Source organism: Flavivirga abyssicola (assembly GCF_030540775.2).
In the GTDB taxonomy this organism is placed as follows: domain Bacteria; phylum Bacteroidota; class Bacteroidia; order Flavobacteriales; family Flavobacteriaceae; genus Flavivirga; species Flavivirga abyssicola.
On the sequence record NZ_CP141266.1, the window covers coordinates 4,297,816 to 4,322,211 of the forward strand.

A 24,396-nucleotide genomic window follows, 5' to 3' on the forward strand; every position below is an offset into this window, starting at 1 on the left:
ATGAGAAAACGAATGATAAACATTCATGACAAAACATTAAAAGACTTAGAGTTTTCAACTGTTCTACAACAAGTAAGTGAACACTGCGTAACCGCATTAGGAAATGAAAAAGCATTATTAACTGCCCCTTACAAAACAAAGGAAGAATTACTGGGTGCTTTACAATTAACTAACGAATACTTATCCTCTTTTTATAATGATAACCGTATTCCAAACCATGGATTTGATCCTATAACAAAGGAAATTAAGTTATTACGTATTGAAAATACTTATTTAGAAGTACATGCATTAAAAAAAATAGTTTCAATTTCATTAACTGCAAATGAAATTGTTAAATATCTAAAAAAGTTTGAGGAATATTATCCGGGACTTAGTGCATATGCGTCACATATAGAAGTCACTAAAGTAATTATTGAAAAAATAGATGCTATTGTAGACCGATTTGGAGATATAAAAGATAATGCCTCTAGCTTACTTTTTGAGTTACGTCAATCTATTAATTCTATAAAAGGCAAAATAAATGCCAGCTTCTCCTCTGCTCTAACCACTTACCATAATCTTGAATATTTAGATGATATTCGTGAATCTGTAGTAGAGAACAAACGTGTACTCGCTGTAAAAGCCATGTATCGCCGTAAAGTAAAGGGTGCTATTATGGGAGGTAGTAAAACAGGCAGTATTGTTTACATAGAGCCCGAAACAACTTTACAGTATTCGCGGGAACTTAACAATTTAGAATACGAAGAACAAGAAGAGGTTATTCGTATTTTAAAAGACCTTACTAATTTTATACGTCCGTTTTTACTATTATTAGAAAACTACCAGGCATTTTTAATAAACATCGATGTTATTTCAGCAAAAGCGAAGTATGCGCGATCTATGAATGCTATTCTTCCTGAGATTTCTGAAGAGAAAAGCATGTTTTTAAGAGATGCCTACCATCCTTTATTATATTTAAACAATTTAGAAAAGAAAGAAACGACTTTTCCACAGACCATAGAATTAAAACAAGAGAGTAGAATTATAGTCATTTCAGGACCCAATGCTGGTGGAAAAAGTATTACATTAAAAACGGTTGGTTTATTACAAGTCATGCTACAAAGTGGCTTATTGATTCCAGTACATGAGCGCAGTAACGTTTGTTTATTCGATAGGATTTTGAGCGATATTGGAGACAATCAATCTATTGAAAACCATTTAAGCACATACAGTTACCGTTTAAAACAAATGAATTATTTTTTAAAGAAATGTAATAAAAACACACTCTTTTTAATTGATGAGTTTGGTACGGGAAGTGATCCTGAGTTAGGTGGTGCTTTAGCCGAAACTTTTTTAGAAGAGTTTTATCATAGAGAGGCCTTTGGTATTATAACTACGCATTATTCCAATTTAAAAATTTTAGCAAATGAGTTACCATATATGCTCAATGCGAACATGCTTTTTGATGAACGGACGCTTCAACCGCTTTTTAAATTAGTTATTGGACAGGCCGGAAGTTCTTTTACTTTTGAAGTGGCTCAGAAAAATGGCATTCCTTACAGTTTAATAAATCGTGCTAAAAAGAAGATTGAACGTAGCAAAGTACGCTTTGATGCAACCATTGCTAAGCTTCAAAAGGAACGTTCCCGATTAGAAAAAACTGGACAATCGTTAAAATTGAATGAAAAGAAAAAAATAGAAGAGGCTGATAAGTTAGAGGAAATTAATGCTAAAATTCAGAAGAAACTGGAAAGCTATCAGGAACTATATGATAGTAACCAACGCCTTATCTATTTAGGCCAAAAAGTAAACGATATTGCTGAAAAATACTTCGCCAACAAACAAAAACGGGAATTGATGGCAGAGCTATTTAAAGTCGTTCAAATTGAAAACTCTAAGCGCAAAAAAGTAACAGCCAAACAGAAAAAAGCCATAAAAGCTAAAGAAGAACAGGTAAAAAAGGAAGCTGAAAAAGTAGTCACCGTTATACGTAAAAAGAAAAAAGAGGCAAAGAAAAAGGCTATTGAAACACCTAAGCCTAAACCTGTTTTAAAAATTGGAGATCGCGTTCGCATGGAAGATGGACGTGCTATTGGAAGCATCGATAAAATTGAAAAAAACAAGGCTGTTGTAAACTATGGTATCTTTACGACTAATGTAAGTATAGAACAATTAGAGCTTGTGGAAGCAGTGAGGAAATAATTAGTGTTCAGTGTTCAGTGTTCAGTGTTCAGTAATAAAATTAACAAAGAAATTTTACAATTGGAGTTCTCTTAAACAAATTTATGATTGATTTACCTAAACATAAAAAACTTATTTTATTTGATGGTGTTTGTAACCTATGCAATACTAGTGTGCAGTATGTTATAAAACATGATAAAAAAAACATATTTATGTTTGCGCCTTTGCAAAGTGATATTGGTAAAAACCTTATTGAACGCTTTAATATAGACACCAAAAAAACAGATTCTATATTATTATACACTCCTGATAGTAGTTTAGTATCAAAATCTACTGCTGCTATAAAAATTGCAGTACACCTAGGCTTTCCGCAAAGTTTAATGGGTGTGTTTTTTATTATCCCACCATTTATCCGAAATTGGGTTTACGATTACATTGCTAAAAATCGTTATAAATGGTATGGCAAAAAGGAGGCTTGTATGATTCCAACTCCTGAGTTGAAGAGTAAGTTTTTGGAGTAGACTCTATATTCCTGATAATAATTTAGTAGCCATATAAATTGCAAATAACGCAGCAAAATTATTAACTGCATGAAAAACAATTCCTGTGAATAAGCCATTTGTACGCTTAACAGTATAGCCTGTAATAATTCCAAAAATAAAATAAAAAATAAAAAACTTTAAACTAAAGTGCACTGTAGCAAATAAGCATGCTTGTATAATATTTGCACGTGCAAACCCTAAGTGTTTTTCTGTAGAAGACAAAATAACACCTCTAAATATAATCTCCTCATAAAACGGGACAATCAAAGCCACAATAAGTACTGAAATCACAAAACCATATTCATTAAATACGGCAACTATCTCCTCTTTTGCACTTAATGCTTTAATAAAATTAGCCGCATCGGTTAAATCAAAAAAACCGCCTAAAATTTTCAGTATTATGAAATTAAAAACCACAAAAAGGATACTAAATCCTATCATCTGCCTGAAACTAAAAATTGAGCTTAACACAAATTTTAGTCGTTTTTTATTTAGAAATAATAATGTCGAAACGAGCATAAGACTTGAAAAAACAATAACAGAATTTGCTATTTCCAACTCACTTTCTACAAGGCTTTCATCAACATATGAATACCCAATATCAAATAGGTAATTGATATAATCTTGATAATAGTAGACAAGCCCTAAAACAACTTGGCAAAACAAATAAAAAAAACTAATTACCCAAAAATGTTTAAGAGACCAATTCACAGATAGTTTTTCTTCTGTTTTAACCTTTTCCAGTTTAAAAAACCTGCTAAAACTATAAATTGGTAAAATCCATAAATAGGGTATTAAAAATAAAACTACAATTAAAGCTACTAAGATCAGTAAATGTGAAATTTCAGTAAATGTCCAAGATTCAAAAGGTGATTTTATAAATAATTTCAACCTTTTAATCCCTAAAAAATCATCATAATAACTTTCCTTTTGCAACCTTCTATAACTTTCTAATGCTAATTGGGGGTTTGAATACAATAAATCATGACTAAATAATTTCTGAATATTTATAGTTTTATTCCAAGTATCAAGTGTATCCTTCAATAAATACATTCGAGCTTGTTTATAATTTTCTTTTTCTAAAAAGATTTTGTACAAACCCTCTGTATTTAAAAGCGTAGAATCCTTTTCATTAACACGATCAAACATTTTTAAAGCTTTTTCATATTCATTTAACTCAACCAAAAGCTTTCCTTTTTCATTTAAAACCCATGCTTCATGATCAATGTCTAATGACGTCAATAATCTTTTCTTTGCTTTTTCTTTATTATTAAGATTTAAATAAGCCCTAGAAATTAAAACTGATAAATCGAGTGTATCATTAAATTTTTCAGCTTTTTTTGCATAAGAAATTGATTTATAATGATCATCATAAAAACGATTTGCACAAATCTCATAAAAATGACTAATTTGTTCAAAGTTCCAATCCGTTTCATTCGATTTGTAAATCGATATAATATTATCTATAAGTTCATTACCCTCTTCTCCATATGTGTTTTCTAATTTGTATAGTAATACTTCTGGATTATTAGGATAGGTACTATACAAGTCATCAATGCATTCTTGAGTTTCCTCATATTTTAAATTATAGCCTTCATTTTCATCATAATAGGCACTCCCAATGAATTTACATTTATACACTTTTACTGTAATGTTTTCAGGGTGCAACGCTATAAAATTATTATATGCATTTAATATGTCTTGGTATTTTATCTCTTTGGAGTTTGTTAATGTCTTTACAAATAGGGTGTAACTATTTTTTTGATTAACTTTTATCCCTTGGCTAGAAACAGAGAATGTAAATAAGATGAAGACTAATTGTAAAAACTTTTTCATTATATGTTACTTCAAACTCCTTAAAATAAAATCCACCTTTTTATTAGTATTATTATTTACAGCATAAGAGTCTGTAATATGCTTCGCAGGAACTGCTAAACCCTTTTTAATAAGTACTTCTATTTCATTTGCATATTCCAGAGTTACCTTCCCTGTCAATAATAAACTTAAATTTTTTCCTTCTTGATAATAATTGTAAATCTTTTTAAGTCCAGTGAGATACAAATAATCTTTAGTAAAACCACCTCCTCTATGTACGCGTACGGTTATATAAAAAGCTACTTCTCTATCTAAGTCGTATTGATTATGTAGCAATCTAAAGGTTTTAGAAAATGAATAGCCTTTTGCCAAACTATCTACAGCAATAACACGATATGCCAACTCTTTTAAGCGTGTTATTGTCAAATTATCACTCATATATTCCGAAAAAACCGCTAATCCCTCTTGTGTTTCCTCATTATTAGGAAATCCATGAGAAAATATTTTCAGAGGATGCGATAGTCCATTCATAGTTGTTACCATGTGCACCCCTATTTCATGGTTGGTTAGTACAGCTATTTCATTATCAGAGTAGGTATGATTTGTATTTAAAACCAAAGTTCTGTTATTATTCAGTACCATGGCTATTGCAGAAATTTTATCGGATTGTTTTATAGTATAACTGAAATCATATTTCTTTGAAAATGCTTTAAAAAACGGTTCTGCTTCAGAGGCATTATATTTTGGTATAAAATCCGAAACATTTTTATCTTCATCATCAAAATGAAGAATAAACTTAGCGTTTTCTACATCTCTTTCTGTAGGGGTTCCAAAACAACGCAAAGAATTATAATAGAATTTCTTTCCGCTACCTATAGTTTCTATACATTGTATAAGCCCTGAATATTCATAAATAATATCCTCATAAAGATTTTTGATTTCAGAATCTTCAATAAGTTCCAAAGATTGTGTAAATAATTCTCTATGTAGTTTAAACTTATCGAAATTTATATTAGGGTATTTAAAAACAGGATCGGTTAAATATTTAGATGAAAAGAACCTCGTTTTTTCTTCTTCAATATTAATAGGATTCACAAAACTCAGCAATTCTATTTGCTTAACTAATGAATCGATACTCTTATCAATCTGTAAAAGTGCCTGGGTAGACACATCATTATCAATCTTCATAATACTTCCTATCTTTTAAACTCACTATACACTCTTAATGCATGTTCTGGGATTCGAGATATTAGTTCTTTTTCTACTGTTCGAACAACTTCTGGATATATAATCCCATCAGATTCATCACAATACACTTTTGCAATTTCGGTTGCCAAAACTAAGGTATTTTTAAAGTTCTGGGTAATGTATTTTAAGAAATATCCATGACCTTGAAATGTATCATTAATTTTTGAAGTTGATTTAATGTCGTTTGGAAATGTAATTTCAGATAGACTTTGCCTCCAATCTTCAATACTATCTCCAAATCTAACATTATCAACATTACTAGCACCTAAATTCCAGGTTGGCACCTCCCTATCCCAACGTTTCCAATTGTAACTATGCATATCGTAAACGGTACAAAATCCAAATTTACTTTCTAATTTTTGAACAAGTGTATGTACAACTTTGTAAAAATTAGTGTGCTTTCTAAGGCTTTTATCTTTCATTGTTTGCGAAAGCGGTTTGCGCCATAACTGTTTTCCCCAAGCCGTTTCAAAAACAGCTTCTTCGGGCATTCTATTTAAATCGTATTCAAATCTGGAATCACACCCCGCAATAACAATGGGATGCGATTTAATCATATTCTTAGTCTCGGGATCTTCTTCATACCAACGCTCATATTCGGTATGCATACAGTTATCCCAAAGTTCTTTTCTAAATTGATGTCCATCGTGTATAGCTGCGCAAGCATAGGGTACGTAAGAATCTATCTTAATGGTAAATGAATAGTCTGAAGAGACCGCTTCAAAGATTTCTTCTTTACAAATTTTGCTTATAATATCTTTAAGCGAAAGCTTTTCCATGGTTTATTTATTAACTAAACTACCCCACTCGGTCCAGGAACCATCATAAACGGATATATTTTTATAGCCAGAAATATTGGCTCCTAAAGCTAATACACATGCTGTAATTCCCGAGCCACAGGAAAAAATAATAGGATCTTCTTTATTGGCTTTTTCATTCAAAGCTGCTTCAATGGCTTCTCTAGATTTTAATTCACCAGCATCTAATAGATTCGTATAAGGTAAATTCACCGAATTAGGAATAGTTCCCATTCGCAAACCTGCTCTTGGTTCTGGTTCTAAACCTTTAAACCTTGTCTCTGAGCGTGCATCTATAATACGATGTGTTTTATGTTCTGAAGCCTCTTTCATGGCATTAAAAAACGTCATGTTTTCCGGTTTGTAATTAGCTATAAAATCACCTGATTTGCCATCATATTCTTTCATAGCTTCGATATCATAATTCGCTTTTTCCCAAGCAGGAAATCCACCGTTCAAAACAGCAATGTTATCATAGCCAAAAGCTTTAAACAGCCACCAAACCCTAGCACTTGAGTAAATACCTTTGTCGTCATAGACCACAATAGCACTATCTTTATTTATACCTAAAGTCCTTGCTTCTCTTTGAAAATGCTCCTCTGTTGGAAATGTACTAGGAAACGGTGCATTAACATCACTAAATTTCTTTTTAATATCAAAAAATCGAGAGTTAGGTATTTGGACTTGTGTGGTATCAAATACTTTATTTATAGTACCGTCCAGAATAATAAGATTATTAGCTTCTATGTTTTTATGAAGCCATTCTACAGATACTAATGGTGATGATATTGAAATACTGGAATTCATTTGAAGCTTTCTTTAACTGGCAATAATGCTAAAATTTTATTTTATTCTTTAATCTAAATAAGAGTTAGCTACTTTTTATGTTATAATAGTACTGTATATTTCTCTCACAAAGAGATTAATAGAACACTGCGACTGCTAACTGTAACTGAATACTGAATATTATTACGCATCCTGTACTGTTTTACGAAGTCTGGTACGTCTATCAAAAGCTTGAAGTTTATCTATAACTTTCATTTCTAAAAAGTCAATGACTTTTTCTTCAATCTTGGTTTTTAGCTTGTACACTTTATTAATGTATGTAATACCTCCCGGAGACATAACGTTAACTTCCACTAACTTACCTCCAATAACATCAATCCCGACAAAATACAATCCGTCGTTTACCAATTTAGGACCTATTTGCTTACATAATGCTTTTTCTGCTTTAGTCAAACTGTGCTTTTGCACACTACCGCCTGCTGAAACATTAGAACGATGATCGTCTGTTCCCGGAACACGCTTCATAGCTCCTACAGGCTCTCCATTTAAGATTAAAATACGTACATCACCTTCATCTGCTCCCTCTATATAATCTTGAAGAATCACATAATTAGACGTACCATTACTACTATTATTAATATAAAAATCTAATAATGAATTAATATTACTCATCGCCGACTTTTCAATTAAAATAACACCAGAACCACCAAAACCGTTTAGAGGTTTTAAAATCATTTTATCTGCGGTAGATTCTTTAATCTGACGTATTAAGTACTTTTTACTTTTTGATACGTGTGTGGCTGGAATAATGTTACTATGCGCATCGCCAAAAGCAGCGGTATATAATTTATTATTAGCTTCCCGCATGCCTTCTAAGGAATTCATAATAAAGACATCATCTTTAACAGAATCTAGAAAATTAAGCATAATAGGATCCAAAGGAGGGTTTGCTCTAAAAAATATCACATCAAAACCTGCCAACGGAAGCATTTCTTCTCGAAGTTCTGCTTTATTATAAAATGATTTTAAGGAACTAGGTGTTTTTTCCATCCTACCTATCACCATACACGAAGCGTTCGTTACACTATTTCGAATGGTTAAATTAGCAGGTGAACATATCGCTACACCATGTTTTCTCTTCACACATTCTTTAATTAAAGCTAGAGATGTATCATTTTCAGGGTCGATTTCTTCCCACGGATACATTATAAAACACACATTCATCGTTATTCTTTTTTTAGGATCATTTTTCAATCTTAAAGTTAAATATATTATTTTACTTTTTCATAATTATCATCCCATTCTTTAGGTTGAGGTTTGTGTAATTTTCCTAAAGATTTAGCAACCATCATAGATACAGTAGCATCCCCTGTTACATTTACAACCGTTCTACACATATCTAAAGGTCTGTCTACAGCAAAAATAAGTGCTAATCCTATAGGTAATAATTCTGCTGGAAAACCAATAGATTCTAAAACTATAACCAACATCACCATACCAGCACTAGGAACAGCTGCACTACCAATAGAAGCCAAAAGTGCTGTTGCGATTATAACCAATTGATTTGTAAACGTTAACCCCTCAGGCCAGATAACCTGCATAATAAATACGGCTGCAATACCTTGATATAAACTCGTTCCGTCCATATTAACCGTAGCACCTACTGGTAAAACAAACCCAGATACTTCCTTATCAACTCCAAGATGTTCTTCTACACGTTCCATAGTAACAGGTAAAGTTGCAGCGCTACTACTTGTAGAAAAGGCTAACAGTTGTGCCGGACTAATTTCTTTTAAAAACCACAACGGTGATTTTTTTGTATAAAAACTTACTAAAAGAAGGTAAAAACCAATCATTAAAATTAAGCCCCCAACAACGCATAAGGCATAATTTAATAACTTAAGAAGTATTTCAGTATCATCAAAGGCAATAATAACGTTTGCCATTAAAGCAAACACGGCATAAGGTGCAAAAAGCATAATTAAATCAACCATTTTCATAACGACTTCATTCAACGAATCGAAAAAATCCACTAAGGGTTTTGCTTTTTCTTCTGGAATTAACAATAAACAAATACCAACAAATAAGGCAAAGAAAATAACTTGAAGCATTTTTGCGTTTCCTAATGCTTTAAATATATTACTTGGAAAAATATCGACTAATGCCCGTAGAGGACCAGCATCTTTTTGTGCAGTTGCTTTTGTAAGCTTGTCGGCCACACCTGCATCATTTGCATATTTAGACTTGATCTTTTCAATGGTATTTTGAGACATCCCATCACCAGGTTTTACCATATTTACAATACTTAACCCTATAATTATAGCTACTAATGTTGTTGTTATGTAAATACCTATGGTACGTAACCCCATGGTTTTAATTTTAGAAATATCTTTTAAGTCTGAAATTCCTTTTATTAAAGACGCTAAGATTAATGGTACTGCAATAAGCTTAAGCAAGTTTATAAAAATGGTTCCAAAAGGTGAAATCCAATCACTTACAAAGTCTTTCCCTCCAACGGAATTCATAATAAAACCAAAAATGATTCCAAGAATCATTCCTATAATAATCTTCCAATGTAATGCTAGTTTTTTCATGTACTAATTGATCTTTTTAGAGTGTCTAATATAACTATTTTTAATGTGCTAAGAGTAGTATGGCCTTAAGGATACTAGCTATTTGTATTTTTTTCTGATTTTAGTGCTAATTTGATTTTACAATGCTACTAAAATTATTTCAACTAAAACAAATAATTATTACATTGAGATTAATTGAATCCTAATATTTTGAAACAAAATCAGCTTCGTAGATAACATCAGGACACCAATTTATAAAATAGCATAAACAGAGCGCTAGATAAATAGCTTAGTTCTATATCATTTTACAGTACTACTTTTTATCATACCTCAATTATTCGACAAAATTCATTGTAAGAATGCATCGACCATCTTTATATTTGCTGTAAATAAAGGCATATTAGTAGAGCTAAAGAATTAATTTTCTTCAGAAATACGATCTTAACTTCGCGTAAACTTAACTTTTAGTAAAAAATAATAACTAACTAGCTATACATTTTATTAATCAAATGAAAGTCGGCTAAAACCAAGGCTGCCATAGCTTCTACAATGGGAACCGCTCTAGGAACCACACATGGATCATGACGTCCTTTTCCTTGCATTTCTACAGTATTACCTGCTTTATCTATAGTTTCGTATTTTTGAATAAGTGTTGCTACAGGTTTAAATGCTACATTAAAATAAATATCCATACCATTGCTGATGCCACCTTGAATACCTCCCGAAAAATTAGTTTTGGTTGTACCACCGTTATTAAACGCATCATTATGGTCGCTACCATACATTGTACTACCTTCAAAACCGCTACCGTACTCAAATCCTTTTACAGCATTAATAGAAAGCATCGCTTTACCAAGCTCTGCATGTAATTTGTCAAATACCGGTTCTCCTAAACCAACTGGTACATTTTTAATCACACAACTAACAATACCCCCTACGGTATCTCCTTTACTTCGTACTTCCTTTATGTAAGTTTCCATATTGGCTGCCATAGCCTGATCTGGACATCTTACAATATTTGATTCTGTTTTTGTTAAGTCTAATTCGGTATAAGGTTTATTTAATTTCATAGTGCCTACACCAGAAACATAAGCCGTAATTTCAATACCTTTTAACATTTGCTTTGCAATGGCTCCTGCAACTACACGACAAGCCGTTTCTCTTGCAGAACTTCGTCCACCACCACGATAGTCTCTAAAACCATATTTTTTGTCATACACATAATCCGCATGACTTGGTCTATAACTATCTTTTATATGGGTATAATCGTGGGATTTCTGATTGGTATTTTCTATAACAAAACCAATGGAAGTACCTGTTGTTTTTCCTTCAAAAATTCCTGAATGAAATTTAACAGTATCTGGTTCTTTACGTTGTGTAACGATAGCCGATTGACCAGGTTTCCTTCTATTTAATTCATTTTGAATGGCTTCTATATCCAATTCGATTCCTGGTGGGCAACCATCAATAACTCCACCTAAAGCTGGTCCATGAGATTCTCCATAAGTTGTTAAATTAAATAGTTTTCCAAAGGAATTGCCTGACATAAGTAATTTTTTTGCTAAAATAAAGCTTTTTTAGAAATCACGTGCCCTAATATCAAGTCATAATAGTATTTTTTATGTCCATAAATTTATAGCACGAACCCCTTTATTTTAGATTCCTAGTTTTACTAAAATACTAAAACAAGTTCTACGCAAACAAGTTCAGCACAAACATGTGTATGATAATTTCCACGAGTAATTTATTGTAACAAACTAACATCTGTTTAACATAATACTCATAATTAAATAATTATAAGGTAATATTTACATAATATAAAAACTGGTAATTTGTAAAGAAATAAAACACAACTATTTATTGAAAATAAAACGCAAAATAGAAATCGCAGTAATCTCAGATGTTCATCTAGGAACTTATGGTTGCCATGCCAAGCATCTTCTAACCTATTTAAATAGTATTGAACCAAAGAAATTGGTCTTAAATGGGGATATTATTGATATTTGGCAATTTAGCAAACGCTATTTTCCTAAATCTCACTTAAAAGTTATCAAGAAAATTATGGATATGGCTTCTGATGGTGTTGATGTTATTTACATTACTGGAAACCATGACGAAATGTTACGAAAATTTAGCAATACAACGATTGGTAAAATTTCTATTGTTGATAAACTTGTTTTAGAACTAAATGGCAAAAAAGCATGGTTTTTTCATGGCGATGTATTTGATGTTTCTATACAAAATGCAAAATGGCTTGCTAAATTAGGGGGGTACGGATACGATTTACTAACCCTTCTTAACCGCATAGTTAACTGGTACTTGGAAAAACGCGGAAAAGAACGTTACTCCTTATCTAAAAAGGTAAAGAATGGTGTCAAAGGTGCTATAAAGTATATAAATGATTACGAAGAAGTTATTTCTGATTTAGCTATTGAAAATGGTTATGATTATGTGGTTTGTGGACATATTCACCAACCTAAAATGGAGTATAAAGAAAATAAACATGGTAAGACCATGTATTTAAACTCTGGCGATTGGGTTGAAAACTTCACAGCTCTTGAGTATCAATTTAAGCGCTGGAAAATATACAATTACAATAAAGACAAGTTTGCTCCTTTTTATGTTGATGAAGACATAGAAAACATGGAAGTTAAAGATTTAATCGCTGCTATTACCATAGTTGAGCAACGTGAAAATAAAAAGATTAAATAATTTCTTTACTATAAACTACTGTAATACTAAATTCTTTTTTTTACTATAAAATTCCGTTAATTTTGTTAGCTAATCTATAATAACTGATCCCTAACTTAATGAACAGACTAACCAGAATAACTTCAATTCTTATTCAATTACAATCTAAGAAGGTCGTAACTGCTAAAGAGATTGCAGATAGATTTGAAATTAGTTTACGAACTGTTTATCGAGATATTAAAACACTTCAGGAAGCAGGCGTTCCAATTGGTTCAGAAAATGGAGTTGGTTATTTTATTGTTGATGGGTACTCACTACCTCCTATAATGATTACAGAAGAAGAGGCTAACGCATTAATTGTTTCTGAAAAACTTATTTCTAACCAGGGAGACAAGTCGCTTACAAAAGATTTCAATTCGGTACTTATAAAAATTAAATCGGTGTTAAGAAGCCTTGAAAAAGAAAATGTAGCCAAATTAGAAAACAGAATAATCCCATCCTATCGGAAAAATGCATTTGAAAGTAATTGGCTTTCATTAATTCAAAAATCAATTACTAATGCAAGGGTATTGGAAATAGTTTATCACTCGATTTATAAAGATGAACAGACATTAAGAAACGTTGAACCTTTAGGTGTTTATTATACAGATAAAGCCTGGATAATGATCGCCCATTGTAAATTAAGAAATGAAACCAGAGAATTTAGATTAGATAGAATTTTAAAAATAAATTCGACACTCCAAACCTTTGATTACCAAGAAGATTTCAGCCTTTTAAAATATTTTAGCAGATTTATAGAATCTAGTTGACATACAGCTGTCACCCCTCCATTTTATTTTTGTTCTATTATTAATTTATAAAATAAATTACAGAAATAAAAACTAAAAATGAATATACTAGTATTTAAAACAGACATAGATAATACTCATAAACTAGCATCAATAAACAATTCTTTTGCCCAAGTTCCCGAAATAAATCATTGGTCTGTTGATATGGAAGATATTGATAATGTTTTAAGAGTAGAAACTTCTGGAGATATATTAGAATCTAATATTATAGATTTGCTAAATAAGATTAATGTTTATTGTCAAGATTTAGCTTAGTATCTCTAAAAAAATTTCTAAGTAAAAAGTAAAATGGCAGAATTATTAAAAAATATATACAATACAACATTCTTTGATCGCTTTATCTCTTCTGTTTTAGAAGTTGAACCAGTATTCAACAAAACTTCTTTTTTAAATGCAATATATGATACCGAATGGGAAAATAGAGAGCTAAAACAGCGGATGCGACATATAACTCTTGCGTTTAAAGATCATTTGTCAGATGATTTTAATAAAAATGTCGAGATTATATTAAAACTTATTCCTATATTAGAAAAAAATGGTTTTAAACCAGATAATTTAGAGTTCATCTTTTTCCCGGACTTTATAGAAATTTATGGTTTAGAGCATTACGAAACATCAATAAATGCTTTTGAAGAGATTACACAATTTGTGAGTTGCGAATTTGCAGTTAGACCTTTTATAATAAAATACCAAGACCAGATGATACAACAGATGGCACTCTGGTCTAATCACAAACATAGCTCAGTGAGACGACTAACTACAGAAGGCTGTAGACCAAGACTCCCTTGGGCTATGGCTATTCCATATCTAAAAAATAATCCTGCTCCTATTATTCCTATTCTTAAAAAATTAAAAAACGACCCATCGGAATACGTGAGAAGAAGTGTTGCTAATAATTTAAACGACATCTCAAAAGACAACCCAGAAATAGTTATATCTCTTGTTAAAAAATGGGAAGGAAAAACCAAAGAAACCGATTGGTTAATTAAACATGCCAGTAGAACACTTTTAAAACAAGGAAATGCAGAAGTGATGACATTATTTGGTTTTGGAGCTATTAACAAAATAATGGTGACTGATTTTAAAATCCTCACACCGGAAGTTAAAATTGGAGATTCTGTAGAATTTGCTTTTAAACTTGTAAACACTAATAAGAACGCCTCTAAAATTCGATTAGAATATGGGCTATACTATCAAAAAGCGAATGGTACACTATCTAAAAAGGTTTTTAAAATAAGTGAGAAGACATATTCAGAAAACTCAACTACAAGTATTCACAGAAAACAATCATTTAAGCTTATCACAACCCGTAAATTCCATATTGGGAAACACCAGGTTTCTATAATTGTAAATGGAAAAGAAATGGATACCATATTAGATTTTGAGCTTATTCAATAACTAAAGGCTAATGTATCTTTTCGGTTTAATATCTATTACATTAGGTTGTTATTGAAAAAATTATTAACTCTACTTAATCAAAATTGAATACTTATAATAATAAACCGGACACTAGTGTGCCTTCGCAGGAATGACAATAGTTAACAGCTAAAATATCATATTGAAGTCACATTAATCAACGCTTCTTTTAAAATAGTAATGGGGTGTTTGGCTTCTCGTTGTGTGCCATCTTTTATTTGATGCCTGCAACTAGTCCCATTTGCTGCAATAATAACATCCTTGGGCGCTTTTCTAACGGCAGGAAAAAGCGTTTGTTCCCCTATTTGCATGCTCACATCATAATGTTCTTTTTCATAACCAAAACTTCCCGCCATACCACAACAACCACTAGACATAATAGTTACTTTATAATTTTTTGGTAAGTTTAAAACAGCAAAACTAGATAATTGATTACTCATCGCCTTCTGGTGGCAATGGCCGTGAAACTTAATCGTTCTTTCCTCTAGTGTAAATTGCTCTTGGGTTATATGCCCCAACGCTATTTCTTGCTGAATAAATTCTTCTATTAGAAAAGTGGATTTTGCTATGCTTTCTGCAGAGGCCTTATCGTCAGCTAATTTTAAATATTCATCTTTAAAAGTTAAAATAGCTGATGGCTCAATTCCTAATAATGGTGTATCTTCTGAAACCTTACCTTTAAAAACATCAACATTTTTGTTAGCAAAATCTTTGGCTTGTTCTAGTAATCCTTTTGATAAAAAAGCGCGTCCGGACTCTACATTATCAATAATTTCTACAAAGTAATTTAAACGCTTTAAAAGTTCTAATGCGTCTACCCCAATCTTAGTATCTAAATAATTGGTAAACTCATCATTAAACAAATACACTTTTTTAATATAATTACCTCTACGTCTTTTTATTTTAAACGTATTGTAATAAGCCTTCAAACTACGTTTAGAAATTAGCGGTAGTTCTCTGCTTTTAGCAATTCCAAAAGATTGCTTTAAAATAGCGGATGTTGCCCCATTAGAGAATATAAAATTAGTAAGCCTAGGCAATTTACTTCCTAAACTGTTTAACTTATTATTATAAGCAAATAGTTTTGTCCGCAATGACACCCCATTTTCTTTTTGGTATTGATATTGAAATTCGGCTTTTAAACTTGCAACATCAACACTACTAGGACATTCGCTAGCACAGGCTTTACAACTTAAACATAAATCGAAAACCGCCTTTAGTTCTTTATGATTAAACCGATTTGCTTTATCTGAATTCGTTAAAAACTCACGTAATGCATTGGCTCTTGCTCGTGTTGTGTCTTTTTCATCTCTAGTGGCGCGATAACTAGGACACATGGTCCCTCCAAATTCAGGAAGCTTTCTACAGTCTCCAGAGCCATTACACTTTTCAGTTTCTCTTAATATACCCTGAGATTTTGAAAAATCAAGTAGCGTTTCTATTTCTGGTTCTTCTCTGTTGGAAATATAACGCAACGAGGCATCCATGGGGAGTGCATCTATAATCTTACCTGGATTAAAAATGGTATCAGGATCGAATGCTGCTTTTATTCGTTTTAATATCTCATAGTTATCAGCTCCAATCATCATGGATATAAACTCAGAACGCACTATACCATCGCCATGCTCTCCACTCATTGAGCCTTTGTAAGATTTCACCAAATGAGCGACATCTGTTGTTATTTTTCTAAACAACGCTACGTCAGTTTGCTTTTTTAAATCTAAAATTGGACGCAAATGAATTTCCCCGGCTCCTGCATGGGCATAGTATATGGCTTCTTGATTATAGCCTGCCATGAGTTTTGCAAAATCCATAATATAGTTAGATAAATCTGGCAGTGCCACTGCCGTATCTTCAATGCAAGCAACACCTTTTTTATCGCCAACAATGTTCCCTAAAAGCCCTAACCCTGCACTTCGTAAATTATTTGCTTTGTTAATGTTATCTCCTTTAAGCGTTGGGAATGTATAACTTAAACCAGAAGATTCTATATCTTCCAATAAGTTTTTTACTAGAACTTCTGCATCGTTTTTATTATCTGCCCTAACTTCACACATTAAAATAGCTTTGGGATCTCCCTCAATAAAACGTCTATTTTCTTGTTGTGTTTTATTGTGTTTTGTACAATCTAAAATGGTTTTATCCATCATTTCACAAGTGTACAAATTATGCTTCATAACAGGCTCAACGGCTTTTAAGCAGCTTTCTATGCTATTAAAATGCGCCGCTACCATAATCCCTTCTTGTGGTGGTAGTTTATCTAATTTTAAAGTGATTTGTGTAGTAAAAGCCAATGTTCCTTCACTTCCCGAAAGTAATTTACACATATTGAATTTTTCTGAAGTATCTGTAAATACTTCGGATTTTATTAATTCATCTATAGCATACCCTGTATTTCTTCGGTGAATGTCTGGATTTGGAAAATGGTCAACAATCGTCTTTTGAGCCGTTTCAGAAATGAGTTCTGAATGTATCGTTTTATAAATATGGCCTTCTAATGACTGTTCTTTTGTCTTATTAATGAATTCGTCTGAAGATATTTCTCCAAAAACAACATCGCTCCCATCACTTAAAACTGTTTGTAATTCCAGAACTTTGTCACGTGTCACCCCATATTGTATTGATGTGGTTCCTGATGAGTTATTTCCGACCATACCTCCTATCATACATCTATTAGAAGTAGATGTGTTTGGTCCAAAAAATAAACCAAAAGGTTTTAAATAGTTATTTAATTTATCGCGTACTACACCGGGTTGAACAGTAACAGTTTGCGCCTTTTCATCAAGATCTATAATCTTTGTGAAATATTTAGATACATCTACCACAATCCCCTCACCTACGCATTGCCCTGCAAGCGATGTTCCCGCCGTTCTTGGGATTAAAGACGTCTTGTGAGTTTTAGCAAAGGTTATTAAAAGCCTTATATCTTCTTTGTCTTTGGGGTATGCAACTGCCAATGGTAATATTCTATACACGGAAGCATCTGTTGCATATATTGATTTTATTAAATCGTCATAATATAGCTCACCAGAAAGCTTATCTTTTAATCCTTGAAAATGTGGACTCAACACCATGTTTAATAAATATGTTTATAAATCTAAAAAGATGTTAAATATAAATACAATTTTGGCGTTATTTTTGTTTAACCGATCAAATCTTAATAGAATAATCTTTTTAATTAAAAATACCGTATATCAATCATATATCATTAATCAAATTAAACTTTTAAACTTATGAAGAAATTACTTTTATTGTCAGTTGCCATTTTTGGATTCACTTTTATTTCAAACGCTCAAAGCATTTCAGATAATGCTATAGGGTTACGATTAGGGGATAGCGATGGTTTAGGTGCTGAAGTATCTTATCAACGTGCTCTAGGAGAAAGTAATAGGTTAGAAATAGACTTTGGCTGGAGAGATGGAAAAAACTATGATGGTTTTAAACTTGCTGGATTGTATCAATGGATATTTCCTCTAGATGGCTCTTTTAATTGGTATGCTGGTGCCGGTGGTGGTTTTGGTTCTTATAGTATTGATCTCCCTGGTGGAAGAGATGTATCTGATACATTTATTTTTGCTGCTGGTGATATTGGTATTGAATATAATTTTGAAATTCCATTATTGATTTCATTAGACGCCAGACCAGAAATTGGTTTTGGTGATGATGCTTATGATAATGATGACTTAGATTTTGATATCGCTTTCAGTATTCGCTATCAGTTCTAAACTATAAAAAACATATATAAAAAAAGTGCCATAAATAGGCACTTTTTTTATATATGTTTTTTATAACACAAGGCACTTAGTTAAAGTATCTTCATAAATAGCTTCATACTGAGGTACTATGGTGTGTAAATCGAATTTTAAAGCTTCTTTTCTTGCTTTATCCTTAAAAGATTGCAACCTTTTTTCATCACTTAAGATATGAAGAGCATTCCTTGTCATATCTTCTACATCTCCTACATTGCTTAAAAACCCAGACAAACCATGCGCATTTACTTCAGGAATCCCGCCTGTATTACTAGATATAACGGGTACGTGAGATGCCATAGCTTCTAACGCAGCCAATCCGAAGCTCTCCGTTTGAGAAGGCAGTAAAAACAAATCACTAAAGCATAGTATTTTATCTATTTCGTTACTTTTTCCAAAGAAAATAACTTGGTCCAAAATACCTAGTTCTTGGCAACGGCGCTCTATTTTTTCACGCTCTGGTCCTTCTCCAACCAGCATTAATTTAGCTGGTATTTCTTTTTGAATGTTATAAAAAACAGAAATAACATCCTGAGCACGTTTTACAGGACGTAAATTACTAATGTGCGTGATTATTCTTTCGTGATCGTCTGCCATCATACCACGTTGGCAGTCAGTAAAATCATGTTTATATTTATCTAAATCAATAAAGTTTGGAACAACATGAATATCATTTTTAATATTAAATAGCCTCAGTGTATCGTCTTTTAAACTTTTTGATACTGCTGTTACTGCATCTGATTTATTAATACTAAATGTGACTGCCGATTTATAAAATGGATGACTTCCTACAAGTGTAATGTCGGTTCCGTGTAATGTTGTTACTATAGGCACATAAATACCTTCTTCTTGTAACATTTTCTTAGCCATATAGGCAGCATAAGCATGCGGAATAGCATAATGAACATGTAAAATTTCTATTTTATGAAGCTTTACCATGTCTACTAATTTACTGGACAAAGCGAGCTCATAGGGCTGATAATGAAACAACGGATATTCCGGAACGTTTACCTCATGGTAATGCACATTGTTACTTAACAATTCCAACCGTACTGGTTGTTTGTAAGTAATGAAGTGAACTTGGTGTCCTCTTTTAGATAATTCCAAACCCAGTTCTGTGGCGACAACCCCACTTCCTCCAAATGTTGGATAGCAAACAATTCCTATTTTCATTGAAATTTTATTTTTTTTATTCCCACGAAAGTGGGAATCTAATTTTTGTTAATCTAAATTTTGTTCTTATAAGGTTTTAAGAACCTTGCGTAATTATTCAATTATCGCTTCGTAAATCAAGCGTTGTATTTCGGTTCTAATATTTTCTCTTAGCAACAAATTTTTCCCTGCTTTAGGATATGTTCTATTTGCTAAGAAGATATATACGATTTCTTCTTCTGGATCTGCCCAAGCATAGGTTCCTGTAAAACCTGAATGTCCAAAGCTTGTCATAGATATACAACCACATGTTGGTCCTTCCTCTCCTAATTGTGGCTTATCAAAACCAACACCTCTTCTATTTCCTTTGCTACAATAATAACATGTATTGAACTTATCTATAGTTTCTGCTTTTAAATAACGCTTACCTCCATAAAACCCTTTTTGCAAATACATTTGCAAAATTTTTGCTACATCATTGGCATTACTAAAAATACCTGCATGCCCTCCAACACCATTTTGCATAGCTGCTCCCATATCATGAACAAAACCATGCACCTTTTGGTGTCTATAATAATCGTCTACTTCTGTAGGTACAATTTTCTTACTACTTATTTTATAGTATGGGTTATACAATGTATTATTAGCTCCTAATGACTGATAAAAATGGTCTTGCACTAATTTATCTAGTGTTTTGTCGTAATGCCCCTCTATAAATTTCTTTAAAATATAATATGGAAAGTCACTATACCTATATCTTAGTGTTGTTAATAATTCTGAGTCCTTAATAATACCATTTATAGAATCCTTATAATCAGATCTTAAGTATAAATTTTTAGTGACTTCTATATTGAATTTATTGGTTCTTTTTCCTCTATAATATTTTTTGCTTGGTCGTTTTGTAACGGTATCTAAAGTATGATAATAAAATGGTTCCCATGGCCTTAATCTGGCATAATGAGATAACATGCTTTTTATTGTTATATCCTCTTTATTTGAGCCTTTATACTCTGGCAATATTTTTGAAAGTTTGCTATTTAATGATACAATACCATCCTCTTCTAATTCCATTAACAATGGCAACGTAGCTAATATTTTCGTTAAGGATGCGACATCGTAAATATCATCAAATTGCACCTTATTTTTTGCATTGTAAGTATGTTTTCCAAAATTCTTATTATATATCACTTGTCCTTTTCTTGCTACCAATAATTGAATTCCTGGTGTCATTTTATGATTGACTGCATGTTGTGCAATGGAATCTAATCGTTTTAACTTCTGGGAACTCATACCGACACGTTCTGGAATTGTATATCCTAACCTTTTAATGGCATTAATATTGAAGCCGTCGCCTTCATTAAAAAATGTTCCAATTGATACTGGTAAATGCCCTTTGGCTGGAATAGCTCCAAAAATGAGTTGTGCCGATTTTTGCTGTGCTATCTCGCTATTTTGATAACTGACGACTATGCTCTCTATATTCTCAATACTCTCTAAATCTGAAAGGGCATAAGGTTTAACAAAAGCATCTAAAATAACAGTATGGGTCTGAGCTATTTCTTGTAGCCAATCTAATTCCTTTTTGGTAAATTGATATGCCTTCCATGGACTATCATTAGAGCGATGCAAACCAATAATTACGGTGTTATATACGCGAAGTTTTTTACTTAAATCATTTAATTTTTCTGCCTCAACATGATGTACTTTTGTATATTTTTTTAATTCGTTAAAAAATGTAGAACCACTATCATCACCTAAATTCACATAGGCAATCGTTTTAGTTTCCAATTCCCTTAAAGGCACAAAATGCTTATCATTTTTCACAACGGTAATCGCATTTTCAATCAATTCTTCATATAAAATATCATCTTCTAACCTATTCAAATCTTTTGTTAAATGATATAGACCTATAGGTTCATAATCGTACAATCCTACTTTATATTTTGCTTGTAATATCTTTTTAACCGAATGCGCCAAACGTTCTTCTGTTATATCTCCTTTATTGCAGGCTTCTATAATTTTAGAGGCTCCTATACCAACATCTTCAGACATTAACATGACATCGTTCCCGGCATTAAAGGCAGCTAAATCTATATCTCCCGTTTCACTAAAGTCTGAAGCGCCTTTCATGGTAAGCGCATCGGTAAATATAAGTCCTTGAAAACCTAAAGAATCTTTTAAAATATCTGTAACAATATGCTTTGATAATGATGAAGGATACCCTGGCCGGGATTCTAAACTAGGCACATTTAAGTGTGCTACCATAACACTAGATAATCCTTCTTTAATAAGCTTTTTATACGGGTATAACTCTATGGAATCAATACGTTTTTCATTAAAATTTATAGTTGGTAATGTTTCGTGTGAGTCTTGGTCTGTATCTCCATGGCCTGGAAAATGCTTTGCGTTAGCCAAAACACCAGCCGCTTGCATACCCTTCATAAAAGCAGATGCTTTTTCGGTTACATTATCTCTATCTTCGCCAAAAGATCGATTGCCTATTATTGGATTTTTAGGATTTGTATTAATATCTACAACTGGAGCGAAATTAAAATGAACCCCTAAACGCTTACAGTGTTCTCCTATCTTTCTTCCTGTTTGCTCTATAAGATCGTTATCTTTTATAGCTCCAAGCGTCATATTCCATGGAAATGAGTAAGTGGAATCTAAACGCATACTTAGCCCCCATTCCGCATCCATTCCAACTAATAATGGTGTTTTGGAAAACGATTGTAATTCATTATTCAATTTTGCTTGTCTAACTGGACCTCCATTTGAATAAATTAAACCGCCTATATGATAATCTTTAATTAGTTTAACAATTTTGTTTTTTGAAGCAGCGTCTTGATCGGACATGACTTGCACCATAAATAATTGTCCTACTTTCTCAGCTAAAGTCATGGATTCATAAATACTATCTACCCATTTTTTTTGAGCTTCTAAATCTTCGGCTAATAAAGGGTTTTTAGTTGTTTGACTAAACGTAGGTAAAATTGTAAAAAGAAAGGTTATTATATAAAAAACACGGCGCATAAAAGAATGAATTAGAGGCTTTATAGTAATTAATTTGTCACTTACAATAATGCCAAATTAACACTTTTAAAGAGAAGATAAAAAGACTTTTAGAGAGTTTTTTAAAGAAATAGTAATCTACTATTTTAAAACGTAGCAAAATTAGTCTTTGTAAACAATAACTTACACGCCTTATTTGAACTCAAAACTAGGTTTTAAATATAACTGTTATGAAGACTATATTTTATAAACTAAAGTGTTTATTCTTTATTCTGAGATCAAGTATTTTGCAATCTAATCTATTAAATCTATATGCCTATCGTGATAGCCTAACAAATACAGTACCCCATCTAATCCTATGCTCGAAATAGAACTTTGCGCATTGTCTTTTACCGTTGGTTTAGCATGAAAAGCAATCCCTAATCCCGCAAGATTAAGCATTGGTAAATCATTTGCCCCATCACCAACAGCTATGGTTTGGCTAATATCTATATCTTCATTTCTAGCAATTTCTTTAAGGTACTCTGCTTTTTTATTGCCATCGACAATATCACCAAGGTAGCCACCAGTTAAAACACCGTCTTTGATTTCTAATTGGTTAGCATACACATAATCCATACCCAATTTTTCTTTTAAATAGTGTCCAAAATATGTAAATCCACCAGAAAGAATAGCTGTTTTAAACCCGTAGCTTTTTAAAGTATCTATAAGTCTTTTTGCTCCTTTAGTAATAGGTAAATTTACAGCGACTTCTTGAAGTACTTCTTCACTTAAACCTTTTAAGAGTTTCATACGTCTTTTAAAACTTTCTGTAAAGTCTATTTCGCCTTGCATGGCAGATTCTGTAATGGCTTTTACTTCATCACCAACTCCTGCTAACTCGGCTAATTCATCAATAACCTCTGTTTGTATTAATGTAGAATCCATATCAAAACAAACTAAACGTCTGTTTCTTCTGTATATATTATCTTCTTGAAATGCTATATCTACATCTAAATCGCTTGAAATTTGCATAAATTTCTCCGTGAATTCAGACTTATTATCAATTTTTCCTCTAATAGAAAGTTGTATACATGCTCTAGGGTAATCTTCTTCTCTAATAAGAGATAAACGCCCAGTAAGTCTTTTTATAGAATCTATATTTAAATTCTTTTCTGAAATTATCTTTGTTACCTCAGAGATTTGTTCGGCTGCTAGTTTTTCTCCCAAAATAGTAACGATATATCGATCCTTACCTTGTAGGGTTACCCAATTTTCATAATCATCGTGGGTAATTGGTGTAAACTTTGCCTGAATACCCAGTTCGTAAGCTTTAAAAAGTAAATCTTTTAATACAGCTGCTGATTTCTTCCCAGATTCTATTTTAAACAGGATTCCTAAGGATAGTGTATCGTGTATGTTTGCTTGTCCAATATCTAAAACTTTGGCGTTATATTCTGCCAAAACAGATGTTAAACTAGATGTTAATCCTGGTTTATCTTGCCCTGAAATATTTAATAAAATAATATCGTTAGCCATAATTACATGTTTACGCTTTAGGAGCATAAAAATCATTATTCTATTTGATATATGAAAGTTTTTTGAGGTTTAATACCTATCCCTTCACG

General features: G+C 32.1%; 18 protein-coding genes. 7 read left to right on the forward strand and 11 right to left on the reverse strand.

All coding sequences use genetic code 11. From position 1 onward, the window contains the following. Positions 1 to 12 precede the first annotated feature (12 nt). Together Q4Q34_RS18030 and Q4Q34_RS18035 are read left to right on the forward strand one after the other, a co-directional pair. On the forward strand, positions 13 to 2,181 hold the full coding sequence (locus Q4Q34_RS18030; protein ID WP_303317812.1) for an endonuclease MutS2: 2,169 nt from the start codon (positions 13 to 15) through the stop codon (positions 2,179 to 2,181). Between the two features lie 83 nt (positions 2,182 to 2,264). Further along, complete coding sequence (locus tag Q4Q34_RS18035) at positions 2,265 to 2,681, forward strand: thiol-disulfide oxidoreductase DCC family protein (RefSeq protein ID WP_303317813.1); 417 nt, start codon at positions 2,265 to 2,267, stop codon at positions 2,679 to 2,681. Between the two features lie 3 nt (positions 2,682 to 2,684). Here the strand turns inward: Q4Q34_RS18035 and Q4Q34_RS18040 are convergent, their stop codons facing one another. The 7 genes from Q4Q34_RS18040 to aroC all read right to left on the reverse strand — a co-directional run bounded on the left by Q4Q34_RS18040 (position 2,685) and on the right by aroC (position 11,468). Beyond that, the gene (locus Q4Q34_RS18040) at positions 2,685 to 4,538 is read right to left on the reverse strand and encodes a type II CAAX endopeptidase family protein (protein ID WP_303317814.1); all 1,854 of its coding nucleotides are present in this window, start codon (positions 4,536 to 4,538) and stop codon (positions 2,685 to 2,687) included. A gap of 6 nt (positions 4,539 to 4,544) precedes the next feature. Continuing rightward, entirely contained in the window at positions 4,545 to 5,705 is a 1,161-nt protein-coding gene (locus Q4Q34_RS18045) for a flavohemoglobin expression-modulating QEGLA motif protein (RefSeq protein ID WP_303317815.1), read from the reverse strand. Positions 5,706 to 5,713: 8 nt separating this feature from the next. After that, positions 5,714 to 6,544, reverse strand: a complete 831-nt coding sequence (locus Q4Q34_RS18050) for an N-formylglutamate amidohydrolase (RefSeq protein WP_303317816.1) — start codon at positions 6,542 to 6,544, stop codon at positions 5,714 to 5,716. A gap of 3 nt (positions 6,545 to 6,547) precedes the next feature. Further along, positions 6,548 to 7,369: a sulfurtransferase gene (locus tag Q4Q34_RS18055; RefSeq protein ID WP_303317817.1), complete on the reverse strand. Its 822-nt coding sequence runs from the start codon at positions 7,367 to 7,369 to the stop codon at positions 6,548 to 6,550. Positions 7,370 to 7,531: 162 nt separating this feature from the next. Then, entirely contained in the window at positions 7,532 to 8,572 is a 1,041-nt protein-coding gene (gene gshB / locus Q4Q34_RS18060) for a glutathione synthase (protein ID WP_303317818.1), read from the reverse strand. Positions 8,573 to 8,619: 47 nt separating this feature from the next. Then, complete coding sequence (locus tag Q4Q34_RS18065) at positions 8,620 to 9,942, reverse strand: dicarboxylate/amino acid:cation symporter (RefSeq protein WP_303317819.1); 1,323 nt, start codon at positions 9,940 to 9,942, stop codon at positions 8,620 to 8,622. A gap of 464 nt (positions 9,943 to 10,406) precedes the next feature. Continuing rightward, positions 10,407 to 11,468, reverse strand: coding sequence for a chorismate synthase (aroC, locus tag Q4Q34_RS18070; protein ID WP_303317820.1), 1,062 nt, complete (start codon positions 11,466 to 11,468; stop codon positions 10,407 to 10,409). Positions 11,469 to 11,781: 313 nt separating this feature from the next. Between aroC and Q4Q34_RS18075 the strand changes: the two genes are divergently transcribed. The 4 genes from Q4Q34_RS18075 (at position 11,782) to Q4Q34_RS18090 (ending at position 14,858) form a co-directional block, all read left to right on the forward strand. Then, complete coding sequence (locus Q4Q34_RS18075) at positions 11,782 to 12,633, forward strand: UDP-2,3-diacylglucosamine diphosphatase (protein WP_303317821.1); 852 nt, start codon at positions 11,782 to 11,784, stop codon at positions 12,631 to 12,633. 98 nt (positions 12,634 to 12,731) lie between these two features. Further along, positions 12,732 to 13,421, forward strand: coding sequence for a helix-turn-helix transcriptional regulator (locus Q4Q34_RS18080; protein WP_303317822.1), 690 nt, complete (start codon positions 12,732 to 12,734; stop codon positions 13,419 to 13,421). A 78-nt stretch (positions 13,422 to 13,499) separates the two neighbouring features. Beyond that, the gene (locus tag Q4Q34_RS18085; protein WP_303317823.1) at positions 13,500 to 13,715 is read left to right on the forward strand and encodes a hypothetical protein; all 216 of its coding nucleotides are present in this window, start codon (positions 13,500 to 13,502) and stop codon (positions 13,713 to 13,715) included. 33 nt (positions 13,716 to 13,748) lie between these two features. Then, entirely contained in the window at positions 13,749 to 14,858 is a 1,110-nt protein-coding gene (locus tag Q4Q34_RS18090) for a DNA alkylation repair protein (RefSeq protein ID WP_303317824.1), read from the forward strand. Positions 14,859 to 15,013: 155 nt separating this feature from the next. Here Q4Q34_RS18090 and Q4Q34_RS18095 read toward each other — a convergent pair whose 3' ends face one another. After that, positions 15,014 to 17,950 (reverse strand): FAD-binding and (Fe-S)-binding domain-containing protein, encoded by a 2,937-nt coding sequence (locus Q4Q34_RS18095; RefSeq protein ID WP_408611490.1) that lies wholly within the window; start codon positions 17,948 to 17,950, stop codon positions 15,014 to 15,016. A gap of 159 nt (positions 17,951 to 18,109) precedes the next feature. Here Q4Q34_RS18095 and Q4Q34_RS18100 point away from each other — a divergent pair, with 159 nt between their 5' ends. Next, entirely contained in the window at positions 18,110 to 18,601 is a 492-nt protein-coding gene (locus Q4Q34_RS18100; RefSeq protein WP_303317826.1) for a hypothetical protein, read from the forward strand. Positions 18,602 to 18,661: 60 nt separating this feature from the next. On the opposite strand, the gene bshA is transcribed toward Q4Q34_RS18100, so the two are convergent. From bshA to serB, 3 genes are all read right to left on the reverse strand, one after another. Continuing rightward, positions 18,662 to 19,798: an N-acetyl-alpha-D-glucosaminyl L-malate synthase BshA gene (gene bshA / locus Q4Q34_RS18105; RefSeq protein WP_303317827.1), complete on the reverse strand. Its 1,137-nt coding sequence runs from the start codon at positions 19,796 to 19,798 to the stop codon at positions 18,662 to 18,664. A gap of 93 nt (positions 19,799 to 19,891) precedes the next feature. Further along, positions 19,892 to 22,810 (reverse strand): glycoside hydrolase family 3 N-terminal domain-containing protein, encoded by a 2,919-nt coding sequence (locus Q4Q34_RS18110; RefSeq protein WP_303317828.1) that lies wholly within the window; start codon positions 22,808 to 22,810, stop codon positions 19,892 to 19,894. Between the two features lie 273 nt (positions 22,811 to 23,083). Then, positions 23,084 to 24,307 carry a phosphoserine phosphatase SerB gene (serB, locus tag Q4Q34_RS18115; RefSeq protein ID WP_303317829.1) on the reverse strand — a complete coding sequence of 408 codons (1,224 nt, stop codon included), beginning with the start codon at positions 24,305 to 24,307 and terminating at the stop codon, positions 23,084 to 23,086. Positions 24,308 to 24,396 lie beyond the last annotated feature (89 nt).